This window comes from Blautia sp. MB18-30, assembly GCF_023669475.1.
Classification (GTDB): Bacteria; Bacillota; Clostridia; order Lachnospirales; family Lachnospiraceae; genus Blautia_A; species Blautia_A fusiformis.
This window is the reverse complement of sequence record NZ_JAMOYY010000004.1, coordinates 140,810-160,531: the sequence shown is the minus strand read 5'-3', so window position 1 is coordinate 160,531 and position 19,722 is coordinate 140,810. Positions and strand designations below refer to the sequence as shown.

Below are 19,722 nucleotides of genomic sequence, written 5' to 3'. Positions count from 1 at the left end.
AAAATGAGAAAAATCATATAATAGCTGCATCTGAAATATAAAAATAATATAGATAGCATATGTAAAAAAGATAATAGACATCGCGATGCTTAAGTGCTATAATGCTTTCGAATCTTAGGAGGGAATAAATTTTGCCATTTCAGGCAGATTACGGACGGTGAAGATATGACTGTAAAAGCAAGAATGCTGAAGCTTCTGGAGCAGCACGAGAATGAACTGATATCCGGAGAGGCGGCAGCAGCAGAACTAAACTGCACACGGGCAGCCATCTGGAAAGCTGTGAAATCCCTTCGTGAAGAGGGATATACCATAGAAGCTGGACCAAACAAAGGCTATGTGCTTCGAGGAGGCAGCCGTTTATCGGAAGAAGGAATACGGCTTTACCTCGATCATCCGGATGTCCCTGTAAAAATATACAGAGAACTGGATTCTACAAACCGGGCAGCCAAGGAGGCTGCATTTTCAGGAGAAGCAGGTCATGGTGCACTGATACTGGCGCGCAGACAGAAAAGCGGAAGAGGCCGAAGAGGCCGAAGTTTTTATTCTCCTGAAAATGCAGGACTTTATATGAGTATCGTTCTAAGACCTGACCGAACTCTGAAGGAAGGACTCCTGATCACTACATCTGCGGCAACTGCAGTGTGCCGTGCAGTGAAGAAAATCTGCGGGATCGACCTTGGGATCAAATGGGTCAATGATCTGTATCTTCATAATAAGAAAGTGTGTGGGATACTGACAGAGGCTGTTACAGACTTTGAAAGCGGGAACATTGAGTTTGCAGTTGTAGGAATTGGTTTGAATCTGTATATGCCGGAAGATGGGTTTCCTGAAGATATACAGGAAACGGCTGGAGCATTATTTGAAAACAGGAAGGACGCAGAGCATATAAACTGCAGTATTCTTGTGGCGGAGATCGTCAATCAGCTTCTCATGGAAGTGGAGACTCCGGGACTTTCCAGAGAATATACAGAAAATAATATCATTCCTGGAAACATGATCGTGATCACAGACGGACAGTGTACAAGGGAAGCTTATGCAGAATCCATAGCACCAGATGGAAGGCTTCTTGTGAGAGAACAGGATGGTTCAGAAACCCTGCTTTCTTATGGAGAAGTATCTGTACGCAGGAAGTCGGATCAAGGTTAATTGAAATGAATTGTATATTTTGTATAAAAAACAGATTCTTTTTTGTACAAAACAGGCAAAAATAATATTGACATTCTGGAAATGCGGAGTAAAATAAAGTCAACTACAAGGCGTGGTCATACCAATTATAAAAAGATACGATCAGCGCCAAGAGAAAAGGAGGGAGAAAAACGGGAGATTTATCAAGTACACTGGCAGAAGAACTAAACAGTAAGACAGCCTTTACCATTCCGGCGTTTGGTGGAATACCAATTGCAGAATGCGTGGTAGTCACATGGGTCATCATGGCGGTTCTTGTGATTCTGTCTCTGATCTTAGTTCGGAATCTCAGTGTGGAAAATCCGGGTAAGAAGCAGCTGCTTCTGGAGACCGGGGTAAGTTTTCTTCAGGATTTCTTCATGGGTATCCTTGGAGAAGAAGGCAAACAGTATGTGCCTTATTTGATGTCAACCGTAATTTACATCGGAATAGCCAATATCGCAGGCGTATTTGGTTTTACACCACCAACGAAGGATATGAATGTTACCATTGCGCTGGCGCTGATGAGCATTATTCTGATCGAGTATGCAGGCTTTCATAAAAGGGGACTGAAGGGTTTCCTGAAAAGCTTTGCGGAGCCGGTTCCGATCATGCTTCCGATCAACGTTCTGGAAGTTGCGATCAGACCTACATCTCTCTGCATGCGGTTGTTCGGTAATGTTCTGGGAAGCTTCGTAGTTATGAAGCTGCTGGAGTTTGTTTGTCCGGCCATTCTTCCCATACCATTCAGCCTGTATTTTGATTTCTTCGACGGATTCATACAGGCGTATGTATTTGTATTCTTAACATCCTTGTTCATTAAGGAAGCAATTGAGTAGTGAAGCGGAAGATCCGCTTGATCTAAAAATGAAAAAATTGTATTTTACAGGAGGAAAAAACTATGTTAATCGCAATTGGTGCAGCTATCGCAGTTCTTACAGGTATTGGAGCAGGTATTGGTATCGGTCTTGCAACATCTAAAGCAGTAGAAGCTATCGCAAGACAGCCAGAGGCAGAGAGCAAGATCAGTAAAGCACTTCTTCTTGGATGTGCTCTTGCAGAGGCAACAGCTATTTACGGTTTCGTAATCGGTCTTCTGATCATCATCATGCTTGGCTAATAGGTAAAGACGAGATACTAATTCAGGATTAAGAGAGGCAGGTGGACCAGGTGATTAAAATTGATATCAACCTTGTCTTTACTATTATAAACCTGATCGTTCTTTATCTTTTAATGAAGAAGTTCCTTTTCGGCCCGATCATTGGTGTTATGGAGAAGAGAAAAGCTATGATCGATGAGCAGTTTGCTTCAGCAGAGAAGACAACCACTGAAGCAAACCAGCTGAAAGGACAGTATGAGGATGCACTGAAATCTGCGAAGGAGGAATCCTTCAGTATTGTAGAGCAGGCTAAGGACGAGGCAAAAGTACAGGCAGACAGCATCGTGAAGAGAGCTAATGATCAGGCTGGTCAGATTCTTGAGAAAGCAAGAAGAGATATCAGCACTGAGCAGGAAACTGCTATGAAAGCGATGGAAGGCAAAGTGGCTGAGCTGGCAATGGATGCAGCATCCAGAATCATGGGAAAAAAGAACGACGAAGCACAGGATATGTCCCTATATGACCAGTTTTTAGAAGGAGCAGGTGATCCTCATGACAGAGACGTCCATTAATTATGCAAAAGCATTATACGGTCTTTCTGTCCCGGGGGAGGCAATCTGCGAAACAGGAAGGATTTTTAAGAATACACCTGAGATAGGTAAGATGCTTGAAAATCCACTTGTTTCCCTCAAAGAAAAAGAACAGGTAATAGAGCGGGTTTTTCCGCAGGAAATGAAGAGTTTTCTTAAAGTAACGTGTAAGTATCAGAAGATTGACAGAATCGGAGAGATCCTTGAAGCTTATGATGCTTACAGCCGGGAACAGAAAGGAATTCTCAAGGCAGAGCTTCTTTATGTAACACGTCCTGCCGAAGAGCAGGAAAATAAGATGAAGGAGTTTCTCCGTAGCCAGTTTTCTGCCAGAGAAGTGGAACTTACCCTTACAGAGGATAAAAGCCTTGTAGGTGGATTTGTTCTCAGGGCAGGAGATCGTGAGTACGACTGGAGCCTCATCGGACGTTATAAGAAACTGAAACAGAAATTAACCCGGAGGTGAAATTGAATTGGGTGCAATAAATCCAGATGAAATCATTTCGATTCTCAAGGAAGAAATAAAGAACTATGACGAAATCAGCAAGGACCAGGAAGTAGGCACTGTCATCTCCGTGGGAGATGGTATCGCAACTGTTTATGGCATCGATCATGCCATGTACGGTGAGGTCGTGACCTTCGAGAATGGTCTGAAAGGTATGGTACAGGATGTCCGTGCCAACAGCATGGGATGTATTCTTTTCGGAAAGGATACAGGAATCAAGGAAGGCACCAAGGTTGCCAGAACTGGCAAGCAGGCAGGTATTCCGGTAGGGGATAAATTTATCGGAAGAATCGTGAACGCACTTGGTGAGCCTATTGATGGAAAGGGAGAGATCCAGGCAGAGGAATACCGCCCGATCGAGAACCCGGCTCCTGGAATCATCGACCGTAAGTCTGTAACTGTACCTCTGGAAACAGGAATCCTTTCCATTGATTCCATGTTCCCGATCGGCCGTGGACAGCGAGAGCTGATCATCGGCGACAGACAGACAGGTAAAACATCCATCGCAACCGATACGATCATCAACCAGAAAGGTAAGGATGTGATCTGTATCTATGTTGCTATCGGACAGAAAGCTTCTACCGTTGCAAAGGTAGTTTCCAATCTTGAAAAATACGGTGCAATGGAGTATACAACCGTATTCTCCGCAACAGCCAGCGACTGTGCACCGCTTCAGTATATTGCTCCTTATGCTGGTACTGCTCTTGCAGAGTATTTCATGTATCAGGGTAAAGACGTACTGATTGTATATGATGATCTTTCCAAGCATGCAGTGGCATATCGTGCATTGTCACTTCTGCTTGAGCGTTCTCCGGGACGTGAGGCATATCCTGGTGACGTATTCTATCTTCATTCCAGACTTCTGGAGCGTTCCAGCCGTCTGAGTGAAGAGGCAGGCGGCGGATCCATTACGGCACTTCCGATCATCGAGACACAGGCCGGTGATGTATCTGCATACATTCCTACAAACGTAATTTCCATTACAGATGGTCAGATCTTCCTGGAAAGTGATCTGTTCTTCTCAGGTATGCGTCCGGCAGTCAATGTTGGTCTTTCCGTATCCCGTGTTGGTGGTGCTGCACAGACCAAGGCTATGAAGAAAGCTTCCGGTAGTGTACGTATCGACCTGGCACAGTACAGAGAGATGGAAGTGTTCACCCAGTTCAGTTCAGATCTGGATGAGGCTACAACTGCACAGCTGAAATACGGAAGCTGTCTGATGGAGCTTCTGAAACAGCCGCTCTGCAGCCCGTTAAGTCTTCATCAGCAGGTAATTACTCTCTGCGTTGCGACTCACAAGCTGATGGTAGATGTAGAAAAGAAAGAGATCAAGAAATATCAGCAGGATCTTCTGGAGTACTTTGATAATGTATATCCTGAGATCGGCAAAGAGATCGAGACTACAAAGCAGCTCTCTGATGAGCTTGTAGAGAAAATCGTAAAGGCGGCAGAAGAATTCAGAGATAAGAGCAGGTAGGTGTTGATATGGCAAATGCAAAAGAAATACAGACTCGTATGAAAAGCATTCAGGACACCATGAAGATCACCAATGCGATGTACATGATTTCTTCTTCCAAGATGCAGAAGGCCAAGAAGATCCTGCAGGACACGGAACCATATTTCTATAATATGCAGGCTGCCATTGCCAGGATTCTCCGTCATATGCCGGACATCCAGCATCCTTTCTTCAGTGAGCGTCATCTTGTTCCGAAGGATGAAAGAAAGGTAGGTACCATTGTCATTACAGGTGATAAAGGTATGGCTGGTGCATACAATCATAATGTACAGAAAATGACAGAAGATTTCATGGAAGAGGTACCGGGACATCACAAGCTGTATGTCCTTGGTATGGTAGGGCGTCAGTATTTCGGCAAGAGAGATGTGGATATGGACGGCGGTTTTCATTATACCGTGCAGAAGCCGACTATGCACAGAGCACGCCTTATCACGGAAGAGATCGTACGGGCATTTCTTGAAAGAGAGCTGGATGAAATTCACATTGTCTATACACAGATGCTGAATGCGATGGCAATGGAAAATGTGAATATGCAGCTTTTACCGCTGAAAAAGGCTGATTTTAAGGTGGGTCAGATCCCGGCAGATATTTATCAGGAGGAGATCGTGTTATCTCCGTCTGCAGATGTACTTCTGGATACTATGATCCCCAACTATCTTACAGGTGTGATCTATGGATGTCTTGTAGAGGCATATGCCAGTGAGAACAGTGCGAGAATGACAGCAATGCAGTCCTCTACAGATAGTGCAAAGGCGATGCTGAAGGATCTTTCCATTCAGTATAATCGTGCACGTCAGGCTGCGATCACCCAGGAGATCACAGAGGTTATCAGCGGTGCTAAAGCACAAAAAAGGAAGTGATGACTATGAATAAAGGTAAGATCGTACAGGTTATGGGACCTGTTGTAGACGTTGTTTTTGAAGACGGACAGCTTCCGGATATCAAGGATGCCCTTGAAGTCGAGAACAACGGTAAGAGATGCGTTATGGAGGTGTCCCAGCACCTTGGAAATAATATCGTACGCTGCATCATGCTGGGAGCCAGCGAGGGCCTGCAGCGAGACAGAGAAGTAACAGCTACCGGAAGCGGTATCAAGGTTCCGGTTGGAGATAAAACACTTGGTCGTCTGTTCAACGTTCTTGGAGATACCGTAGATGGCGGTGATTCCCTGGACGGTGAGGAGCATTGGGTCATCCATCGTGATCCGCCTTCATTTGAGGAGCAGAAACCGGCAGTTGAGATCCTGGAAACAGGTATCAAGGTTATCGATCTTCTTGCTCCATATGCAAAAGGTGGTAAGATCGGTCTGTTCGGTGGTGCCGGTGTTGGTAAGACAGTCCTTATCCAGGAGCTGATCCAGAATATCGCTACCGAGCATGGTGGATATTCTATTTTCACCGGTGTCGGTGAGCGTTCCCGTGAGGGTAATGACCTTTGGACAGAGATGAAGGAATCCGGTGTTCTTGAAAAGACAGCCTTAGTGTTCGGACAGATGAACGAGCCGCCTGGAGCACGTATGCGTGTTGCTGAGACAGGACTTACCATGGCAGAGTATTTCCGTGATCAGGAGCACAGAGATGTACTTCTTTTCATTGATAATATCTTCCGTTTTGTACAGGCAGGATCTGAGGTTTCCGCTCTGCTTGGACGTATGCCGTCCGCAGTAGGATATCAGCCTACACTGGCAACTGAGATGGGTGAGCTTCAGGAGAGGATCGCATCTACCAAGGAAGGTTCTGTTACATCTGTACAGGCAGTATATGTACCGGCCGATGACTTAACTGACCCGGCTCCGGCAACAACATTTGCCCATCTGGATGCAACAACCGTTCTTTCCCGTAAGATCGTTGAGCAGGGTATTTATCCGGCCGTAGATCCGCTTGAGTCTACTTCCCGTATCCTGGAGGCAGATATTGTTGGTGAGGAACATTACGAGGTTGCACGTAGAGTACAGGAGATCCTTCAGAAATATAAAGAACTTCAGGACATCATTGCTATTCTTGGTATGGAGGAGCTCTCAGAGGAAGATAAGCAGACAGTATTCCGTGCAAGAAAGATCCAGAAGTTCCTTTCCCAGCCGTTCCATGTAGCTGAGAACTTCACCGGTATCAAAGGTAAATATGTACCTCTGAAAGAGACGATCCGCGGATTTAAGGCGATCATTGACGGCGAGATGGATGATTATCCGGAGAACGCATTCTTTAATGTTGGAACCATTGATGATGTAATTGCAAAAGCAAAAGCCGAGGAGAACCGGCAGTAAGGAGCAGCTATGAGTGAGACATTTGGCCTGGAAATATATGCCAGCAATAAACTGGCTTATGCAGGACGTGCTCAGAAGCTTATTATCCCGGCAGTGGATGGTGAGCAGGGATTTCTTGCCCATCATGCGAATGTTGTAGCTGCCATCATTCCCGGTGAGATGCGTTTTGAGGATGCTGACGGTAATGAGTATGTGTTTGCTGTGAGCAGCGGATTTGTTGAGATGATCAATAACCGTGCCAAGCTGTTCTGCCTCAGCGTAGAGAGTCCGGACGAGATTGATATCCGCCGTGCTCAGGAAGCAAAGGAACGTGCAGAAGAGCAGCTTCGTCAGAAACAGAGCATCCAGGAGTATCATATGAACCAGATGGCACTTGCGAGAGCGATGACACGTCTTAAAGTAACACATAAGCAGTAAATTTAAATCATATAAAAAGATCCATTGTCAGGAAACTGGCAGTGGATCTTTTTTTCTCTGTTATTTTGTGGATGAAGCAGGATCAGATTCGGTATTTTCCGGATCAGTAATGGAAGAAGCTTCAGAAGCTGGATCTTTGTTTGAGTTATCAGAAGTATGAACAGGCTTTTCTGTCAGCTGCTGATATGGACGATAGGGTTCCCAGTAATGTTCATCTTTTGTTTCGGTTTCCTGTTTCAGTTTCTTTTTCTGCTGAGTAAGAAGATAAATACCTGTAGCAATGATACCTGCAGCAATGACGATCTGCGGAAGGCTGTTGCAGATATTGTATACATAGTCGGCCATATTATTCGGTACAATGAAGTACAGAAGACTTGTGAAACGACTCCACAGGATGCAGATACCAAACAGGATCAGAACCCATGCAGCTGCACTCTGATGCTTTTGTAAGAATTTTCCCATATCACCGGAAAACTGATCCATGTGAAGAATGTAATTATCCTCTACAGAGTAGAATTCTTCTTCTGACAGGGATTTCAGATTATGGACATTAAAAAAACTATAGAACCATATCACCGGGAGAAACATGGCCAGCCATCCAAGACCGGTTATGGATGCCAGTGCGATCGATCCCCAGAACAGCAGCATAATGCTAAGTCCCTGTTTTTTAAATCCCATGTACATTTCCCCGGCACCGGGGATCAGGGAAAAGATAAATACCCAGAAACCATGTTTTTGTTTTTTCATAAATTTACTTGCCTCCGTTTATAATTTTATTCGTAAGATCGTTCAGATTATTACTGATCTTCTGAGAATGTTCACTGAGCTGGGAACCTACCTGCATGGAAAGCTGGTTTAGGCCGGAACCAATGTCAAGGGATGAAGAAATCTTAACTTTTGTTTCCGGTGAAGGATGAAGAGCCGTAAAATCTGTCTGAGATACAGAAAAAAGCATGATCAGCGCAACACCCATGCCTACGGCAGTCCGTAAGCCTGCACAGAGAAGCTTCATCCAATAAGCAGTTTCATGTATTTTTCTGGAAGCCTGAACTTCCGGAGAAGCTGCTTTTTTCAGAATTTCATCCTGCAGATAGGATGGAGCATACTCAGAAGCGGCATCCTCATTCTGAAGAAGTTCATCCAGACAGAAGTCACATTGCTCCATATGCTCCAGAAAATGGATCATTTCATCCGTATTCATGGTTCCGTTCTGGAATTTCTGTAATTCATCCTGTGGTATGTGCATCTAATCACTCCTTTCCAGCAGTGCTTTCAGCATAGATCTGGACCGGTAGATCTGCGTCTGGACTGTTTTGATATTTTTATTCTGCGCTTTTGCAATTTCTGCGGCGGTTTTTTCTTCGCAGAAATGCTCAAGGGCAACCTCCCTGTAGGGGCTTTTCAGCGCTGAACATAAATGCCGGATCCGATCCTTGAAATCTTTGTCCAGAAATGCCTCCTCCGGGGAAAACTCTTTATCATGGAGCTGTTCAAAATAGGTGTCCTCTGTGGGAATGGTACGTCTGCCGGCTGCTTTCAGATGATCCAGACATTTTCTGACTGCGATCTTGCTGAGCCAGGCTTTTTCGTAGGTGCCATCAAAACGGGAGAGATTTTTGTAGGCGGAAAGAAAAACATCCTGTGTCAGATCCTCGGCGTCAAAGGGATTGCCCACCGATTTCAGACAAATGGAAAATATTAAGTTTTGGTATGTATGTATCAGATATTCCAGATATTCTTCCCGTGTAATGCAATCAGCTCCCTTCTCTTCCCGCTTCATTTATTATAACGCGGAACCTGAAGGAAAGCCTTCAGCTTTTATAGAAAAATATGTAAATCATTGGATAAATGCCGTTTTTATATAGCGGGGAGAGAAAATTTGGTCTATACTATAAGTCGTCAAAGCAGAGATGCAGAAAGGATGAGACAAATGACAGAGACGAAACGTTTATATTATGAAGATGTATATAAAAAAGAATTTACAGCCAAAGTCCTGGAGTGCAGAGAAGCAAAAAAAGGTTTTCATATCATTCTGGATGAGAGCGCTTTTTACCCGGAGGGCGGTGGACAGCCAAGCGATACCGGATATCTCAACGATGTGAAAGTAAAGGAAGTGCATGAAAAAGAGGGAGAACTCCTTCATTATACAGATCAGCCGATGGAAGCCGGAACAGAAGTACAGGGACGCATCGATTGGGCAAGAAGATTTGATCTGATGCAGCAGCATTCCGGTGAGCATATGGTGAGCGGACTGATCCACGAGGCTTACGGATACGATAATGTAGGCTTTCATATGGGAAGCGATACCATTACCATAGATCTGAATGGCCCGTTGGATGAGGCGCAGCTTGCTGAGATCGAACGGAAAACAAACCAAAAGATATGGGAAGATACGCAGATAAAGATCATATATCCTACAGCGGAGGAACTGGAAAAAATCGACTACCGAAGCAAAAAAGAGCTTACCGGTCAGGTGCGGATCGTAGAATTTCCAGGGGTGGATATCTGTGCATGCTGCGGAACTCATGTGACACATACCGGAGAGATCGGAATGGTGAAACTTCTTTCCGTGGAAAAATTTCGTGAAGGTGTCCGTATTGAGATGATCTGCGGAAAACGTGTGCTGGATTATCTGAACATGGTCAATGACCAGAACCACCAGATTTCTGTAAAGCTTTCCGCAAAAATGGATAAGACTGCGCAGGCAGTGGAACGCCTTCAGGAAGAGAATTTCCGACTGAAAGGACAGGTTGGGCAGCTGGTAGACGACATGTGCCGGAAAGAGGCAGAGCGTTATGCAGGAAGCGGAAGCGTTCTCATATTTATGGATGGAATGGATGCAGACAGTGTGCGGAAGCTTGCAGATGCGGTGACGCAGACCTGCCAGGGCTGCTGTGCGGTATTTTCCGGAAATGCAGACGGAAGCTACAAGTATGCAATGGGCGAAAAAGACGGCGATCTCCGTCAGTTTACAAAAGAGATGAATGCGAAATTAAACGGACGCGGAGGCGGAAAGCCGTTCTTTGTACAGGGGTCGGTGCAGGCATCTGAGAAAGAGATCCGAAACTTTTTTGAGCAGTGATGAAAATGTTTGGGGAATGTCATGCACATATATTTCTCAATGGCTATGATTACCGGAAAGCCGTTGAGACACAGAAAAACGGGCCCCAGGATGCACTGATCCGTGCTCATCTTGAGGAATACCGGAAAAGAGGAATCCGTTTTGTGAGAGACGGAGGAGATCATTACGGTGTGTCAAAACGGGCTGCCAGACTGGCCCCGGAATATGAAATTGACTATCGCACACCGGTTTTTGCCATTTATAAAGAGGGTCATTACGGGAAAATCGTTGGAAAAAGCTTTTCAGACATGAAGGAATATCACAGAAGAGTTCTGGAAGCTGCCGCTGAAGGTGCGGATTTTATCAAGATCATGACTACAGGGCTTCTGGATTTTGCAGATCACGGGAAAATTACGGGAACGCCGCTTTCAGCAACGGATGTGAAAGAAATGGTACATATTGCTCATGAAGAGGGATTTGCCGTGATGAGCCATACAAATGGATGCTATGGCGTACAGGCAGCAGTGGAGGCTGGTGTTGACAGTATTGAGCATGGGAACTATATGGATGATGAGACGATTTCCATGCTGGCAGACAGCGAAAGCGTGTGGGTTCCGACACTTGTAACTGTGCGGAATCTTAAAGGCTGCGGCAGATTTGAAGATACGATCCTTGCATCTATTATAAAGACAGGCGAGCAGAATCTGAAGAAAGCTTTTGAAAAGAAGGTTCATGTGGCAGTAGGAAGCGATGCCGGTGCATATCAGGTTCTTCACGGCCAGGGTGTACAGGATGAAAGCAGAGCTTTTTTTGATATACTGGGTGATACGCAGGCAGTACGAAGCTGGATGGAAGATGGAGAAAAAAGGATCCGTACCATCTTCCGTCACGGGTCTTCGAATTTAATACAGGTATAAATATTGGAGGTGCGTGATTTCGCAGGGTTGAAAGTAACCTGGAGATCGGCACCTTCTTCCATTCCGCTTGAGGAAAGGTCCGGAACGTTTTCACGGCTGCAGAGGATCTTTACGCCGTCGTATGTCTGGAGCAGCACGGTATTGGCGGTTGTGCCCAGGATCGTGCCGGTTACAGTAGAAGTAATGTTGCGTACTGAAAGTATGTCCGGATCCTCCCCGGTGATTCCACGGATCTTCATGCCGCTGGTGGATTCACCATTAAATTTACCGGTATAGATAATGTTTACATAAGATCCCGGAGCCATTCCTCCTTTGAAATATACAGGGGCGGAGGAAAGTGAAACTGTCAGTTCCGATCCTGTGGCCTGCGGGATGACAGTCATTGTGCTGGTGCTGACACTTACGATCTTTGCACGGAGATGCTGCTCTTTTTTTTTCGGTTCAGGGGAAGGCGTAGGAGATGCTGCAGGTACTTTCAGTGGATCCGTATCGGAGACACTGATCACTTTTGTGAAACTGCCGTCATACTGCTTGTCACCCACGAGTGTTTCGTTGATGAATTTACCGCGAAAATGGACATAGACCCACTTGCCGGCCTTGATGCCTTTTTTGTAGTATTGTCTGACACCGGTGACAGGGAAGGTTACGGTATTTCCCTTTTCTGTAACTATCACAAGGGCATTGGAGGTGAGTGATTTCACTTTGCCCTTTAAAGTGCGGTCCTCCAGAGGAGTTTCATTATGATATTTGTCGGTTATTTTGATGGGGGAAATGGCGCTGATATCTGTTCCGGAAAGCTGTCCCTGGTAGATCACACTGACCTGATCACTGGATACAACGCCGTATTTGCATTCAAGCCTTGTCTGGGAAACATCAAATACATAGGTTTCTCCATTGCTGGAAATCGTCAGGTGTGTACCGTCAAAATCCAGCAGTGTGCCGGTAAGCTCATCCATATAAACACGTTCTTCCGTGGAAGGCTCCTGATCTTCCTGTTCTGTGGAATCTGAAGCAGTAACGTCTGAAATTTTATCCTGAAGAGAAATAATATGATCATCGATCTGATCATTGCTGCAGCCTCCCGCAAAAAGGGAAAGGCCGAGAATCATACATGCAGCAGACAGTTTTTTCATTTGTGTCCTCCGACCCGGGATAACGGTCAGTCCTGTTTATCTGTAAGATCATGGGTTTCCGACGCCGGTATAAAGTCAAAGATCTGGCGGAAAGAATCCCATTGCTCACGGCTGTCGATTCCATGGTTGATCAGACCCGTGCATTCAGTACAGGCATTGGTATCCAGATAATTATCGTAATAAATATGATAGGGATTTTGGGCGTTTTTTTCCTGCGGATCGTTCATCGGATCAGTCTCCTTATTGATTGATAAGGATCAGTATATGAAGGCAGGAAAGATTTTATACATATTAAGGGTATTATAGCAAAAAGATTTTTTGATTTCTACAGGGATTTACGGAAAATCCATGCATTTACTGAAAACGTGTTCCTACAGGCTGAACACGGAACCAGTAGGTATAGGAATACTGAAATCCAAGAGAGCTGTAAAGCTTTTCTGCGGAAGTATTGTTTTTTACCACCTGAAGATAAGCGTGGCTGGCGCCTCTTTTTTTGCCCTCATTGAGAAGACCGGTACAGATCTGACGGGCATATCCTCTGCGGCGATAATCTTCACGCACATGAATGGCATAGATACCGATGTAGTCGCGATCCAGGATTCCAAGACCTGTGGCAATGATCTCGCCGTTTTTTGTTATGGAAGCGCAGACAGTTTCCTTAAGAATGGCACGGTACATGGAAGGAACGACGCTTCGATGGATCGGATTTGTAGTTCTTTTCAAGTCAAAAAGGCTGTGGATCCAGAAATCAGGAATTTCATTGGAAAAAAGCACATCGGTGACAGACGCATCCAGAACGGCATTGTCTAGGTCTACAGTCATAACATTTGTTATGTGCTGAACGGAATAGCCCCTGTTTTCCAGCATATAGTCAAAATCCGGGGATACAAGGGGGCTGATCTTAAAGATCGCAGGAGTTCCCAGACGCTTATAGACCTGTTCGCAGTAGGGGATTTTTTCGCGCCATGGAAGTGTGGAGGTTCCGAACTGTTCCACACTGTTGGTCCTGTGCGTATAGAAATAAGAAAAACGTAAGATCCATCCGTCATAAAGTTCCATTTTATGGGAAGGCCATGCGTTCAGTGACATATCTTCGATTTTTTTGATCGTTGTTTCCATAGTATTACCTTTCTGATATGATCAATTTATAAAGTTTATCTGCCAGGATCTGATGCCCCTGTGGTGTGAGATGGATACCGTCAGAAGTTATTGATGCAGGCCCGGACCGTGCAGTTTCCTGATCCAGATCGTTCTGCAGCGGGAGAAAAACGGCGCCATGATCCTGACTGATCTTTTTAATATGCACGGACATCTGGGAAAGAAGGGGAGCCCAGGAAGCGTAGCAGCGTGGCCATGGAAAAACAAAGGGTTCCAGGAAATAGAGCTTTCGTTTCCGGGAGTTTGTGCAGGATAGCTTTTTTGCAAGGAGCTCATAACGGGTGACAAATTTGTTCATCAGATCCTGCTGTTGTGCAGATGAACGGCGGGTGTTCATCATGATCCCCACATCATTGATCCCGATCAGGACGGTAACAATATCCGGATCAGAGCTTTCCAGCCAGAAATCTGTGTTCTGAAGAAGCCGTTCCAGGGTGAAACCATCAATACCTCTGTTTTCAATGGAAAATCGGTGATCTGTGTTATGAAGCAGACAGGAGAGCTGCTTCACATATCCTTTTCCAAGAGGATCTGCGGAGAAAAGCCGTCCGCAATCTGTGATACTGTCTCCGAGACACAAAATGCGAGTCATCCAATTCCTTCTTTCTGTTATACCGGGCGGATCATTATCCGCAGTCGATTATTTTCGTATTGGTGCTTTGATAGTAGCACTTACACCAGCAGTGGTCAAGCGTACGAAATACCGGAAAATGGGTAAAAAACGAATAAACGTGAAAAACATGAAAATTTTTTAAAAAAATTAAAAAAAGTACTTGCATTTTGAAAGAAAGTGTTATATACTAACGAAGTCGGTTGAGGGAAACAACAAAAAACGAAATCAAACGACAGAAACAAAAGAATATGGCCAGTTGGTCAAGGGGCTAAGACGCCGCCCTCTCACGGCGGAAACACGGGTTCGATTCCCGTACTGGCTATTAACTGAAAGCAATCAGAACATGTTTCTGGTTGCTTTTTTGTTTATGATCACAAATGGGGATTTTGGGAGGTTTTACTATGATCATTGATAATGTGTATGTTTTTACATCGGACAAAGCATTTGTAAAAGGCGGGATTATCCTGGATGGGGATAAGATCCGACAGGTTTATGAAGAAAAGGATGCGCCGCAGCTTAACGGAGATGTTCTGGACGGAAAAGGCTGCTACGCCATTCCGGGACTGATCGATCTGCATTTTCATGGATGCAAGGGAGATGATTTCTGCGACGGAGACAAGGCTGCGATCGGAAGGATCGCGGAATATGAGGCATCGGTAGGAGTTACAGCGATCGCACCGGCTACTATGACTTTACCGGTAGAGGAACTGGAGCAGATCCTCCATACAGCAGCAGAATATAAAAAAGAAACAAAGGACTGCTGTAAGGCGGATTTTCTGGGGATCAATATGGAAGGGCCTTTTATCAGCCCGGCGAAAAAAGGGGCACAGGATGCGAGGAATATCCTGCCATGTAATGTGGAAATCTGTGACCGTTTTTTAAAGGCCTCGGAAGGTCTGGTAAAATTTATAGGGATTGCACCTGAAGAAAGTGAGCATGCAGCAGAATTTATCCGGGAAGTTCATGAAAGGGTCAATGTTTCTCTGGCACATACTAATGCAGATTATGATACAGCAATGGAAGCGTGCAGAGCAGGAGCAAACCATGCAGTCCATCTGTATAATGCAATGCCTGCGTTTACACATCGTGCACCAGGCGTCGTAGGTGCTGTTTTTGATAGTAAGGATGTTATGGCAGAGATCATCTGTGACGGGATCCATATCCATCCGTCTGTTGTTCGAGCTACCTTTCAGATGATGGGAGCTGACAGGATGATCCTGATCAGCGACAGTATGAGAGCTACCGGTATGCCGGACGGCCAGTATACACTGGGCGGACTGGATGTTAAGGTTGTGGGAAGACTTGCCACGCTGGTATCTGACGGTGCGATCGCAGGATCTGCCACAAATCTGATGGATTGTATGCGTACAGTTGTTAAAAAGATGGATCTTCCGCTGGAAACAGCCGTGGCCTGCGCGACCATAAATCCGGCCAGAAGCCTTGGTGTGGAAGAACAGTACGGATCTCTGGAAGCAGGTAAAAAAGCTCATGTGGTACTGCTGGATCAGGATCTGGAACTGAAAGCAGTGATCAAGGACGGAGTAAAGATCCGATAAGATCATAGAAGATAAAGCGATAAAAAATAAAAAGATAAAAAGAATTTCAGGAGCAGATGACAGCAAAATTCGTGTCAGAATTTGTCGAACGAAAATGCTGGACAAAATGCTCCTGAAATTCTATAATTAATTTCACCAGAGATCTTCTGGTATCGATCACCGCCAGGTCAGGCGGGAAATCCCATTTTTATCATAACTGAATAAACATATATTTTAAGAAGGAAAGGGGGCGTGTATGTTTCTTTATGGAGAATTATCCGTGGTGATATCTGCGATGGCGGTCTGGATGGATCTTAAAGATGCATCTGTAGACAATGGATGGATCCTTTTTTCTTTTATGATCGGTTTCCTGATCCAGATCACAGAAAACGGGCCGAAAGGTGGAGTGATCTTTTTGGCAGGAGTGGCTGTGCCGGTGCTTCTTTTGGGAATCCTTTTTATATTCCATATGATCGGCGCCGGAGATATCAAGCTTCTGTGCGCACTTGGCGGGATCATGGGGCCGCGGACAGTTATGGAATGTATTGTTTATTCTCTGCTTGCAGGTGCAGGCATTTCTCTGGCAATTCTTATTTCTACAGGCGGTATCCGCCGACGATTCCTTTATTTATATCAGTATATGAATGAGTTTTACTGTACCGGTGAGATACGTCCTTATTACAGAAAGGGGATGAGCTTTCCGGAGAACTTTCATTTTACGGTACCCATATTTTTGAGTGCGGTGCTTTATGCAGGAGGTGTGTATTGAAGAAAAACATATTTGCAGTCTGTGATCTGGAGGTGGATTATGCTTTCAATTTTATGGATTATCTGAACCAGAAAAAGAATCTTCCGTTTGAGATCCAGGCATTTACCACGGCGGAAAGTCTCATTGCTTACGGAAAAGAAAATCATATTGAGTTGCTGCTGATTTCCGATAAAGCAATGCGAAAAGAAGTCCGTGACCTTGGCATCGGAAAGATCATCATTCTTTCAGAGGGTGTGCATCCTCCGGAACTAGATCAGTATTCAAGTGTGTATAAATATCAATCTTCCTCAGATGTGATAAGGGAGGTGATGGCCTGCTATGGAGAAGAGAAGTCTCTTGATCCGGTAACTTTTCCTGTGTTGAAAAAGACAATGGAGATCATCGGTGTTTTTTCTCCTCTGGGCAGATGTCTGAAGACATCCTTTGCACTTGCGCTGGGACAGATACTGGCGAAAGAACGTGCCGTTCTTTATCTGAATCTGGAATCCTATTCTGGTTTTGAAGAACTTCTTGGAAAAAAATTTCCGGCTAATCTGAGTGATCTGTTTTATTATGTTCGCCAGGGAAATGAAAACCTGATCCATAGAATGAACGGAATGATCCAGACAGTAAACAATCTGGATTTTATACCGCCTGTAAGAACACCTTCAGATATCCGGACCGTGGACTGGGAAGACTGGGAGCGGTTGTTGCAGGAGATCGTACTTCACAGTTCCTATGAAGTGCTGATCCTGGATATGGGAGAAAATGGAGATGAGGATTTCCGGCTTCTGGAAATGTGCAGAAAAATCTATATGCCGGTTTTGAATGACACACTTTCTGTCTGTAAGGTGACACAATTCGAAAATCTTCTGCGTATCTGGAATAAAGAAAAGATCCTGGAAAAAACAGAAAAGGTGCATCTGCCCTTTCATATGGATAGGATCTCTTCTGACGCTTACGTAGAACAGTTGGTCTGGAGTGAACTGGGAGATTATATCCGTGAGCTTTTGAGAAAGGAGCGGTCATGAACAGAGAAAAATTCCGGGAAATGTATGATCTGCTCATGGAACAGCTGGATGTTTCCAGAGAGCTGTCCGATGATGAGATCCTGGGGGTGATCGATGAACTGATATTAACTCAGGCAAGGGAACTGTTTCTTTCACTGAAGGAGAAAGTAGAGCTCAGACAGGAGCTGTTCTGTTCTGTGCGCAAGCTGGATGTTCTGCAGGAACTGATCGATGATGAAAGTGTTACGGAGATCATGGTAAATGGTCCGGATCATATTTTTGTGGAACGTGGAGGAAAACTGACCAGATGGAATAAGGTCTTCACGTCAGAAGAGAAGCTGGAGGATGTGATCCAGCAGATCGTAGGGCGCTGTAACCGGGTTGTCAACGAGTCCATGCCCATTGTAGATGCAAGGCTGGAAAACGGAGCACGTGTGAATGCAGTGGTTTATCCGGTTGCTCTGAATGGTCCGATCCTGACGATCCGTCGTTTTCCGGATGATCCTATCACAATGGAAAAACTGATCGCTTTTGGAAGCATCACCGAAGAATGTGCACAGTTTTTAAAAAAACTTGTTCAGGCAAGATATTCTATTGTGATCGGTGGAGGTACAGGCAGTGGAAAAACAACATTCCTTGGAGCTGTTACAGAATATATTCCAAAAGATGAGCGCCTGATCACCATTGAAGATAATGCGGAGCTTAAGATCCGGGGAATTGATAACCTGGTATGTCTGGAGGCAAAAATGGCCAATATGGCGGGCGCGGTGTCAGTAACGATCCGAGATCTGATCCGGTCAGCCCTTCGAATGAGGCCGGACAGGATAATTGTAGGGGAAGTCCGTGGAGGAGAGGCAGTGGATATGCTGCAGAGCCTGAATACGGGACATGATGGAAGCCTTTCAACACTTCATGCAAACAGCAGTCAGGATATGCTTTCCAGAATTGAAACGATGACATTGATGGGAATCGATCTTCCCCTGGAAGCAATCCGAAGGCAGATCGCTTCCGGGGTAGACATTCTGGTACATCTCGGGCGTATGCGGGATAAAAGCAGAAAGCTGTTGGAAATCACAGAAGTATGTGGATTTGAAAACGGAGAGATCCAGACCAGGCCGCTGTATCGCTGGGAAGAAGGAAAGGGACTTGTAAAAACCGGAGAACTTTTGCATTGTGAAAAAATGAAACGGGCAGGAATCAGACTATGAAAGAGCGGAAAGGAAAGAATCAGAAATGGAGATCTACGAGGAAAGATTACAGGATGTATCATTTTACGGGGAAGGAGACCGCAAAGTATCTTCTGGAGGGAGCTGCCGTATGCGCTGTAGCCGACTATCTGTTTTATCAGAGCCTTCCTGTGTTGCTGTTTATGCTTCCAATACCAGTGCTTTTTCTGAAAATGCAGAGGAAAAAATGCACTGCACGGCAGCAGAGGGAGCTGAATTATCAGTTCCGGGATGCTCTGACGGCCATGAATGTGGCGGTACAGGCCGGCTATTCCGCGGAGAATGCGGTGCGTGCCAGTGTAAAGGATCTGGGGAGACTTTATGAAAAGGGAAGTGATATCCTGGATGAATTTCGGTATATCGAAAGCCAGCTGCGTCTGAGTGTTCCGGTGGAAGAGCTGTTCCTGGATCTGGGAAAACGCAGCGGAGTGGAAGATATTGAAAATTTTGCAGCAGTATTTTATACAGCAAAAAGAACAGGCGGGGATATGACGCAGGTGATCCAGAAAGTAGCCAGAATGCTTAGTGATAAGATCGAGGTAAAAAAAGAGATCGAGGCAACGCTGGCCGCAAAGAAATCGGAACAGATGGTTATGAGTATCATGCCGGCCGGTATCATCTGCTATCTGAAACTGACTTCGCCGGGATTTTTGGATGTACTTTATGGGAATCCTTTCGGAATCTGTGCCATGACAGTTTGCATGGTGATCTATGGCTTGTCTTACTGGCTGGGTGTGAAGATTGTAGACATAGAAGTGTAGGTGAGG

The 19,722-nt window shown here is 45.2% G+C and carries 23 protein-coding genes and 1 tRNA gene; 17 read left to right on the top strand and 7 right to left on the bottom strand.

Features of this window, described 5'->3' with window-relative positions:
* Positions 1 to 165: 165 nt before the first annotated feature.
* The 9 genes from NCY57_RS03365 to atpC all read left to right on the top strand — a co-directional run bounded on the left by NCY57_RS03365 (position 166) and on the right by atpC (position 7,554).
* A complete protein-coding gene (locus tag NCY57_RS03365) occupies positions 166 to 1,146 on the top strand; it encodes a biotin--[acetyl-CoA-carboxylase] ligase (RefSeq protein WP_173739360.1) in 981 nt (326 codons plus the stop codon).
* Between the two features lie 191 nt (positions 1,147 to 1,337).
* Positions 1,338 to 2,003: a F0F1 ATP synthase subunit A gene (locus tag NCY57_RS03360; protein WP_202031519.1), complete on the top strand. Its 666-nt coding sequence runs from the start codon at positions 1,338 to 1,340 to the stop codon at positions 2,001 to 2,003.
* 62 nt (positions 2,004 to 2,065) lie between these two features.
* Positions 2,066 to 2,284 (top strand): ATP synthase F0 subunit C, encoded by a 219-nt coding sequence (gene atpE, locus NCY57_RS03355; RefSeq protein ID WP_021652814.1) that lies wholly within the window; start codon positions 2,066 to 2,068, stop codon positions 2,282 to 2,284.
* A 50-nt stretch (positions 2,285 to 2,334) separates the two neighbouring features.
* Positions 2,335 to 2,835, top strand: a complete 501-nt coding sequence (gene atpF / locus NCY57_RS03350) for a F0F1 ATP synthase subunit B (protein ID WP_173739359.1) — start codon at positions 2,335 to 2,337, stop codon at positions 2,833 to 2,835.
* A complete protein-coding gene (atpH, locus tag NCY57_RS03345) occupies positions 2,816 to 3,319 on the top strand; it encodes an ATP synthase F1 subunit delta (RefSeq protein ID WP_015525579.1) in 504 nt (167 codons plus the stop codon). Before atpF ends, atpH begins: the two co-directional genes overlap by 20 nt.
* Positions 3,320 to 3,326: 7 nt before the next feature.
* Entirely contained in the window at positions 3,327 to 4,835 is a 1,509-nt protein-coding gene (gene atpA, locus NCY57_RS03340; protein ID WP_173739358.1) for a F0F1 ATP synthase subunit alpha, read from the top strand.
* Positions 4,836 to 4,843: 8 nt separating this feature from the next.
* Positions 4,844 to 5,734: an ATP synthase F1 subunit gamma gene (gene atpG, locus NCY57_RS03335; protein ID WP_022427144.1), complete on the top strand. Its 891-nt coding sequence runs from the start codon at positions 4,844 to 4,846 to the stop codon at positions 5,732 to 5,734.
* Positions 5,735 to 5,739: 5 nt separating this feature from the next.
* Positions 5,740 to 7,137: a F0F1 ATP synthase subunit beta gene (gene atpD, locus NCY57_RS03330; RefSeq protein WP_015525581.1), complete on the top strand. Its 1,398-nt coding sequence runs from the start codon at positions 5,740 to 5,742 to the stop codon at positions 7,135 to 7,137.
* A 9-nt stretch (positions 7,138 to 7,146) separates the two neighbouring features.
* A complete protein-coding gene (gene atpC / locus NCY57_RS03325) occupies positions 7,147 to 7,554 on the top strand; it encodes an ATP synthase F1 subunit epsilon (protein WP_015525582.1) in 408 nt (135 codons plus the stop codon).
* A 60-nt stretch (positions 7,555 to 7,614) separates the two neighbouring features.
* Here atpC and NCY57_RS03320 read toward each other — a convergent pair whose 3' ends face one another.
* From NCY57_RS03320 to NCY57_RS03310, 3 genes are read right to left on the bottom strand one after another with little or no spacing between them, the layout of a single operon-like run.
* Positions 7,615 to 8,301 (bottom strand): hypothetical protein, encoded by a 687-nt coding sequence (locus NCY57_RS03320; RefSeq protein WP_173739357.1) that lies wholly within the window; start codon positions 8,299 to 8,301, stop codon positions 7,615 to 7,617.
* Between the two features lie 4 nt (positions 8,302 to 8,305).
* The gene (locus tag NCY57_RS03315) at positions 8,306 to 8,800 is read right to left on the bottom strand and encodes a hypothetical protein (protein ID WP_129975099.1); all 495 of its coding nucleotides are present in this window, start codon (positions 8,798 to 8,800) and stop codon (positions 8,306 to 8,308) included.
* Positions 8,801 to 9,334 carry an RNA polymerase sigma factor gene (locus NCY57_RS03310; RefSeq protein WP_110102749.1) on the bottom strand — a complete coding sequence of 178 codons (534 nt, stop codon included), beginning with the start codon at positions 9,332 to 9,334 and terminating at the stop codon, positions 8,801 to 8,803.
* 141 nt (positions 9,335 to 9,475) lie between these two features.
* On the opposite strand from NCY57_RS03310, the gene NCY57_RS03305 reads away from it, so the two are divergent.
* On the top strand, positions 9,476 to 10,636 hold the full coding sequence (locus tag NCY57_RS03305) for an alanyl-tRNA editing protein (protein ID WP_114001503.1): 1,161 nt from the start codon (positions 9,476 to 9,478) through the stop codon (positions 10,634 to 10,636).
* Positions 10,637 to 10,641: 5 nt separating this feature from the next.
* Positions 10,642 to 11,532: an amidohydrolase family protein gene (locus tag NCY57_RS03300; protein ID WP_195656183.1), complete on the top strand. Its 891-nt coding sequence runs from the start codon at positions 10,642 to 10,644 to the stop codon at positions 11,530 to 11,532.
* Here NCY57_RS03300 and NCY57_RS03295 read toward each other — a convergent pair.
* The 4 genes from NCY57_RS03295 to NCY57_RS03280 all read right to left on the bottom strand — a co-directional run bounded on the left by NCY57_RS03295 (position 11,502) and on the right by NCY57_RS03280 (position 14,415).
* The gene (locus NCY57_RS03295) at positions 11,502 to 12,665 is read right to left on the bottom strand and encodes a hypothetical protein (RefSeq protein WP_250789482.1); all 1,164 of its coding nucleotides are present in this window, start codon (positions 12,663 to 12,665) and stop codon (positions 11,502 to 11,504) included. The two genes, NCY57_RS03300 and NCY57_RS03295, sit on opposite strands and share 31 nt — an antisense overlap.
* A 26-nt stretch (positions 12,666 to 12,691) precedes the next feature.
* Positions 12,692 to 12,892 carry a hypothetical protein gene (locus NCY57_RS03290; RefSeq protein ID WP_250789481.1) on the bottom strand — a complete coding sequence of 67 codons (201 nt, stop codon included), beginning with the start codon at positions 12,890 to 12,892 and terminating at the stop codon, positions 12,692 to 12,694.
* 127 nt (positions 12,893 to 13,019) lie between these two features.
* Positions 13,020 to 13,784: a GNAT family N-acetyltransferase gene (locus tag NCY57_RS03285; RefSeq protein ID WP_015525590.1), complete on the bottom strand. Its 765-nt coding sequence runs from the start codon at positions 13,782 to 13,784 to the stop codon at positions 13,020 to 13,022.
* Positions 13,785 to 13,788: 4 nt separating this feature from the next.
* Entirely contained in the window at positions 13,789 to 14,415 is a 627-nt protein-coding gene (locus NCY57_RS03280) for an SGNH/GDSL hydrolase family protein (RefSeq protein WP_250789480.1), read from the bottom strand.
* A gap of 271 nt (positions 14,416 to 14,686) precedes the next feature.
* On the opposite strand from NCY57_RS03280, the gene NCY57_RS03275 reads away from it, so the two are divergent.
* The 6 genes from NCY57_RS03275 (at position 14,687) to NCY57_RS03250 (ending at position 19,716) form a co-directional block, all read left to right on the top strand.
* Positions 14,687 to 14,758, top strand: a tRNA-Glu gene (locus NCY57_RS03275).
* A 79-nt stretch (positions 14,759 to 14,837) separates the two neighbouring features.
* Positions 14,838 to 15,992 carry an N-acetylglucosamine-6-phosphate deacetylase gene (gene nagA / locus NCY57_RS03270; RefSeq protein ID WP_250789479.1) on the top strand — a complete coding sequence of 385 codons (1,155 nt, stop codon included), beginning with the start codon at positions 14,838 to 14,840 and terminating at the stop codon, positions 15,990 to 15,992.
* A 235-nt stretch (positions 15,993 to 16,227) separates the two neighbouring features.
* Entirely contained in the window at positions 16,228 to 16,740 is a 513-nt protein-coding gene (locus NCY57_RS03265; protein WP_021652829.1) for a prepilin peptidase, read from the top strand.
* A complete protein-coding gene (locus NCY57_RS03260) occupies positions 16,737 to 17,750 on the top strand; it encodes a hypothetical protein (protein WP_021652830.1) in 1,014 nt (337 codons plus the stop codon). The genes NCY57_RS03265 and NCY57_RS03260 overlap by 4 nt, the downstream gene beginning before the upstream one ends.
* Complete coding sequence (locus tag NCY57_RS03255) at positions 17,747 to 18,937, top strand: CpaF family protein (RefSeq protein WP_092071684.1); 1,191 nt, start codon at positions 17,747 to 17,749, stop codon at positions 18,935 to 18,937. The genes NCY57_RS03260 and NCY57_RS03255 overlap by 4 nt, the downstream gene beginning before the upstream one ends.
* Complete coding sequence (locus NCY57_RS03250) at positions 18,934 to 19,716, top strand: type II secretion system F family protein (RefSeq protein WP_015525618.1); 783 nt, start codon at positions 18,934 to 18,936, stop codon at positions 19,714 to 19,716. The genes NCY57_RS03255 and NCY57_RS03250 overlap by 4 nt, the downstream gene beginning before the upstream one ends.
* Positions 19,717 to 19,722 lie beyond the last annotated feature (6 nt).

What these genes read in the sequence shown, in the direction of transcription:
- NCY57_RS03365 (WP_173739360.1), top strand. Translation starts at nt 166, where the DNA reads ATGACTGTAAAAGCAAGAATGCTGAAGCTTCTGGAGCAGCACGAGAAT.
- atpE (WP_021652814.1), top strand. Translation starts at nt 2,066, where the DNA reads ATGTTAATCGCAATTGGTGCAGCTATCGCAGTTCTTACAGGTATTGGA.
- atpH (WP_015525579.1), top strand. Translation starts at nt 2,816, where the DNA reads ATGACAGAGACGTCCATTAATTATGCAAAAGCATTATACGGTCTTTCT.
- atpG (WP_022427144.1), top strand. Translation starts at nt 4,844, where the DNA reads ATGGCAAATGCAAAAGAAATACAGACTCGTATGAAAAGCATTCAGGAC.
- atpD (WP_015525581.1), top strand. Translation starts at nt 5,740, where the DNA reads ATGAATAAAGGTAAGATCGTACAGGTTATGGGACCTGTTGTAGACGTT.
- atpC (WP_015525582.1), top strand. Translation starts at nt 7,147, where the DNA reads ATGAGTGAGACATTTGGCCTGGAAATATATGCCAGCAATAAACTGGCT.
- NCY57_RS03320 (WP_173739357.1), bottom strand. Translation starts at nt 8,301, where the DNA reads ATGAAAAAACAAAAACATGGTTTCTGGGTATTTATCTTTTCCCTGATC.
- NCY57_RS03315 (WP_129975099.1), bottom strand. Translation starts at nt 8,800, where the DNA reads ATGCACATACCACAGGATGAATTACAGAAATTCCAGAACGGAACCATG.
- NCY57_RS03310 (WP_110102749.1), bottom strand. Translation starts at nt 9,334, where the DNA reads ATGAAGCGGGAAGAGAAGGGAGCTGATTGCATTACACGGGAAGAATAT.
- NCY57_RS03305 (WP_114001503.1), top strand. Translation starts at nt 9,476, where the DNA reads ATGAGACAAATGACAGAGACGAAACGTTTATATTATGAAGATGTATAT.
- NCY57_RS03300 (WP_195656183.1), top strand. Translation starts at nt 10,642, where the DNA reads ATGTTTGGGGAATGTCATGCACATATATTTCTCAATGGCTATGATTAC.
- NCY57_RS03295 (WP_250789482.1), bottom strand. Translation starts at nt 12,665, where the DNA reads ATGAAAAAACTGTCTGCTGCATGTATGATTCTCGGCCTTTCCCTTTTT.
- NCY57_RS03290 (WP_250789481.1), bottom strand. Translation starts at nt 12,892, where the DNA reads ATGAACGATCCGCAGGAAAAAAACGCCCAAAATCCCTATCATATTTAT.
- NCY57_RS03285 (WP_015525590.1), bottom strand. Translation starts at nt 13,784, where the DNA reads ATGGAAACAACGATCAAAAAAATCGAAGATATGTCACTGAACGCATGG.
- NCY57_RS03280 (WP_250789480.1), bottom strand. Translation starts at nt 14,415, where the DNA reads ATGACTCGCATTTTGTGTCTCGGAGACAGTATCACAGATTGCGGACGG.
- nagA (WP_250789479.1), top strand. Translation starts at nt 14,838, where the DNA reads ATGATCATTGATAATGTGTATGTTTTTACATCGGACAAAGCATTTGTA.
- NCY57_RS03265 (WP_021652829.1), top strand. Translation starts at nt 16,228, where the DNA reads ATGTTTCTTTATGGAGAATTATCCGTGGTGATATCTGCGATGGCGGTC.
- NCY57_RS03255 (WP_092071684.1), top strand. Translation starts at nt 17,747, where the DNA reads ATGAACAGAGAAAAATTCCGGGAAATGTATGATCTGCTCATGGAACAG.
- NCY57_RS03250 (WP_015525618.1), top strand. Translation starts at nt 18,934, where the DNA reads ATGAAAGAGCGGAAAGGAAAGAATCAGAAATGGAGATCTACGAGGAAA.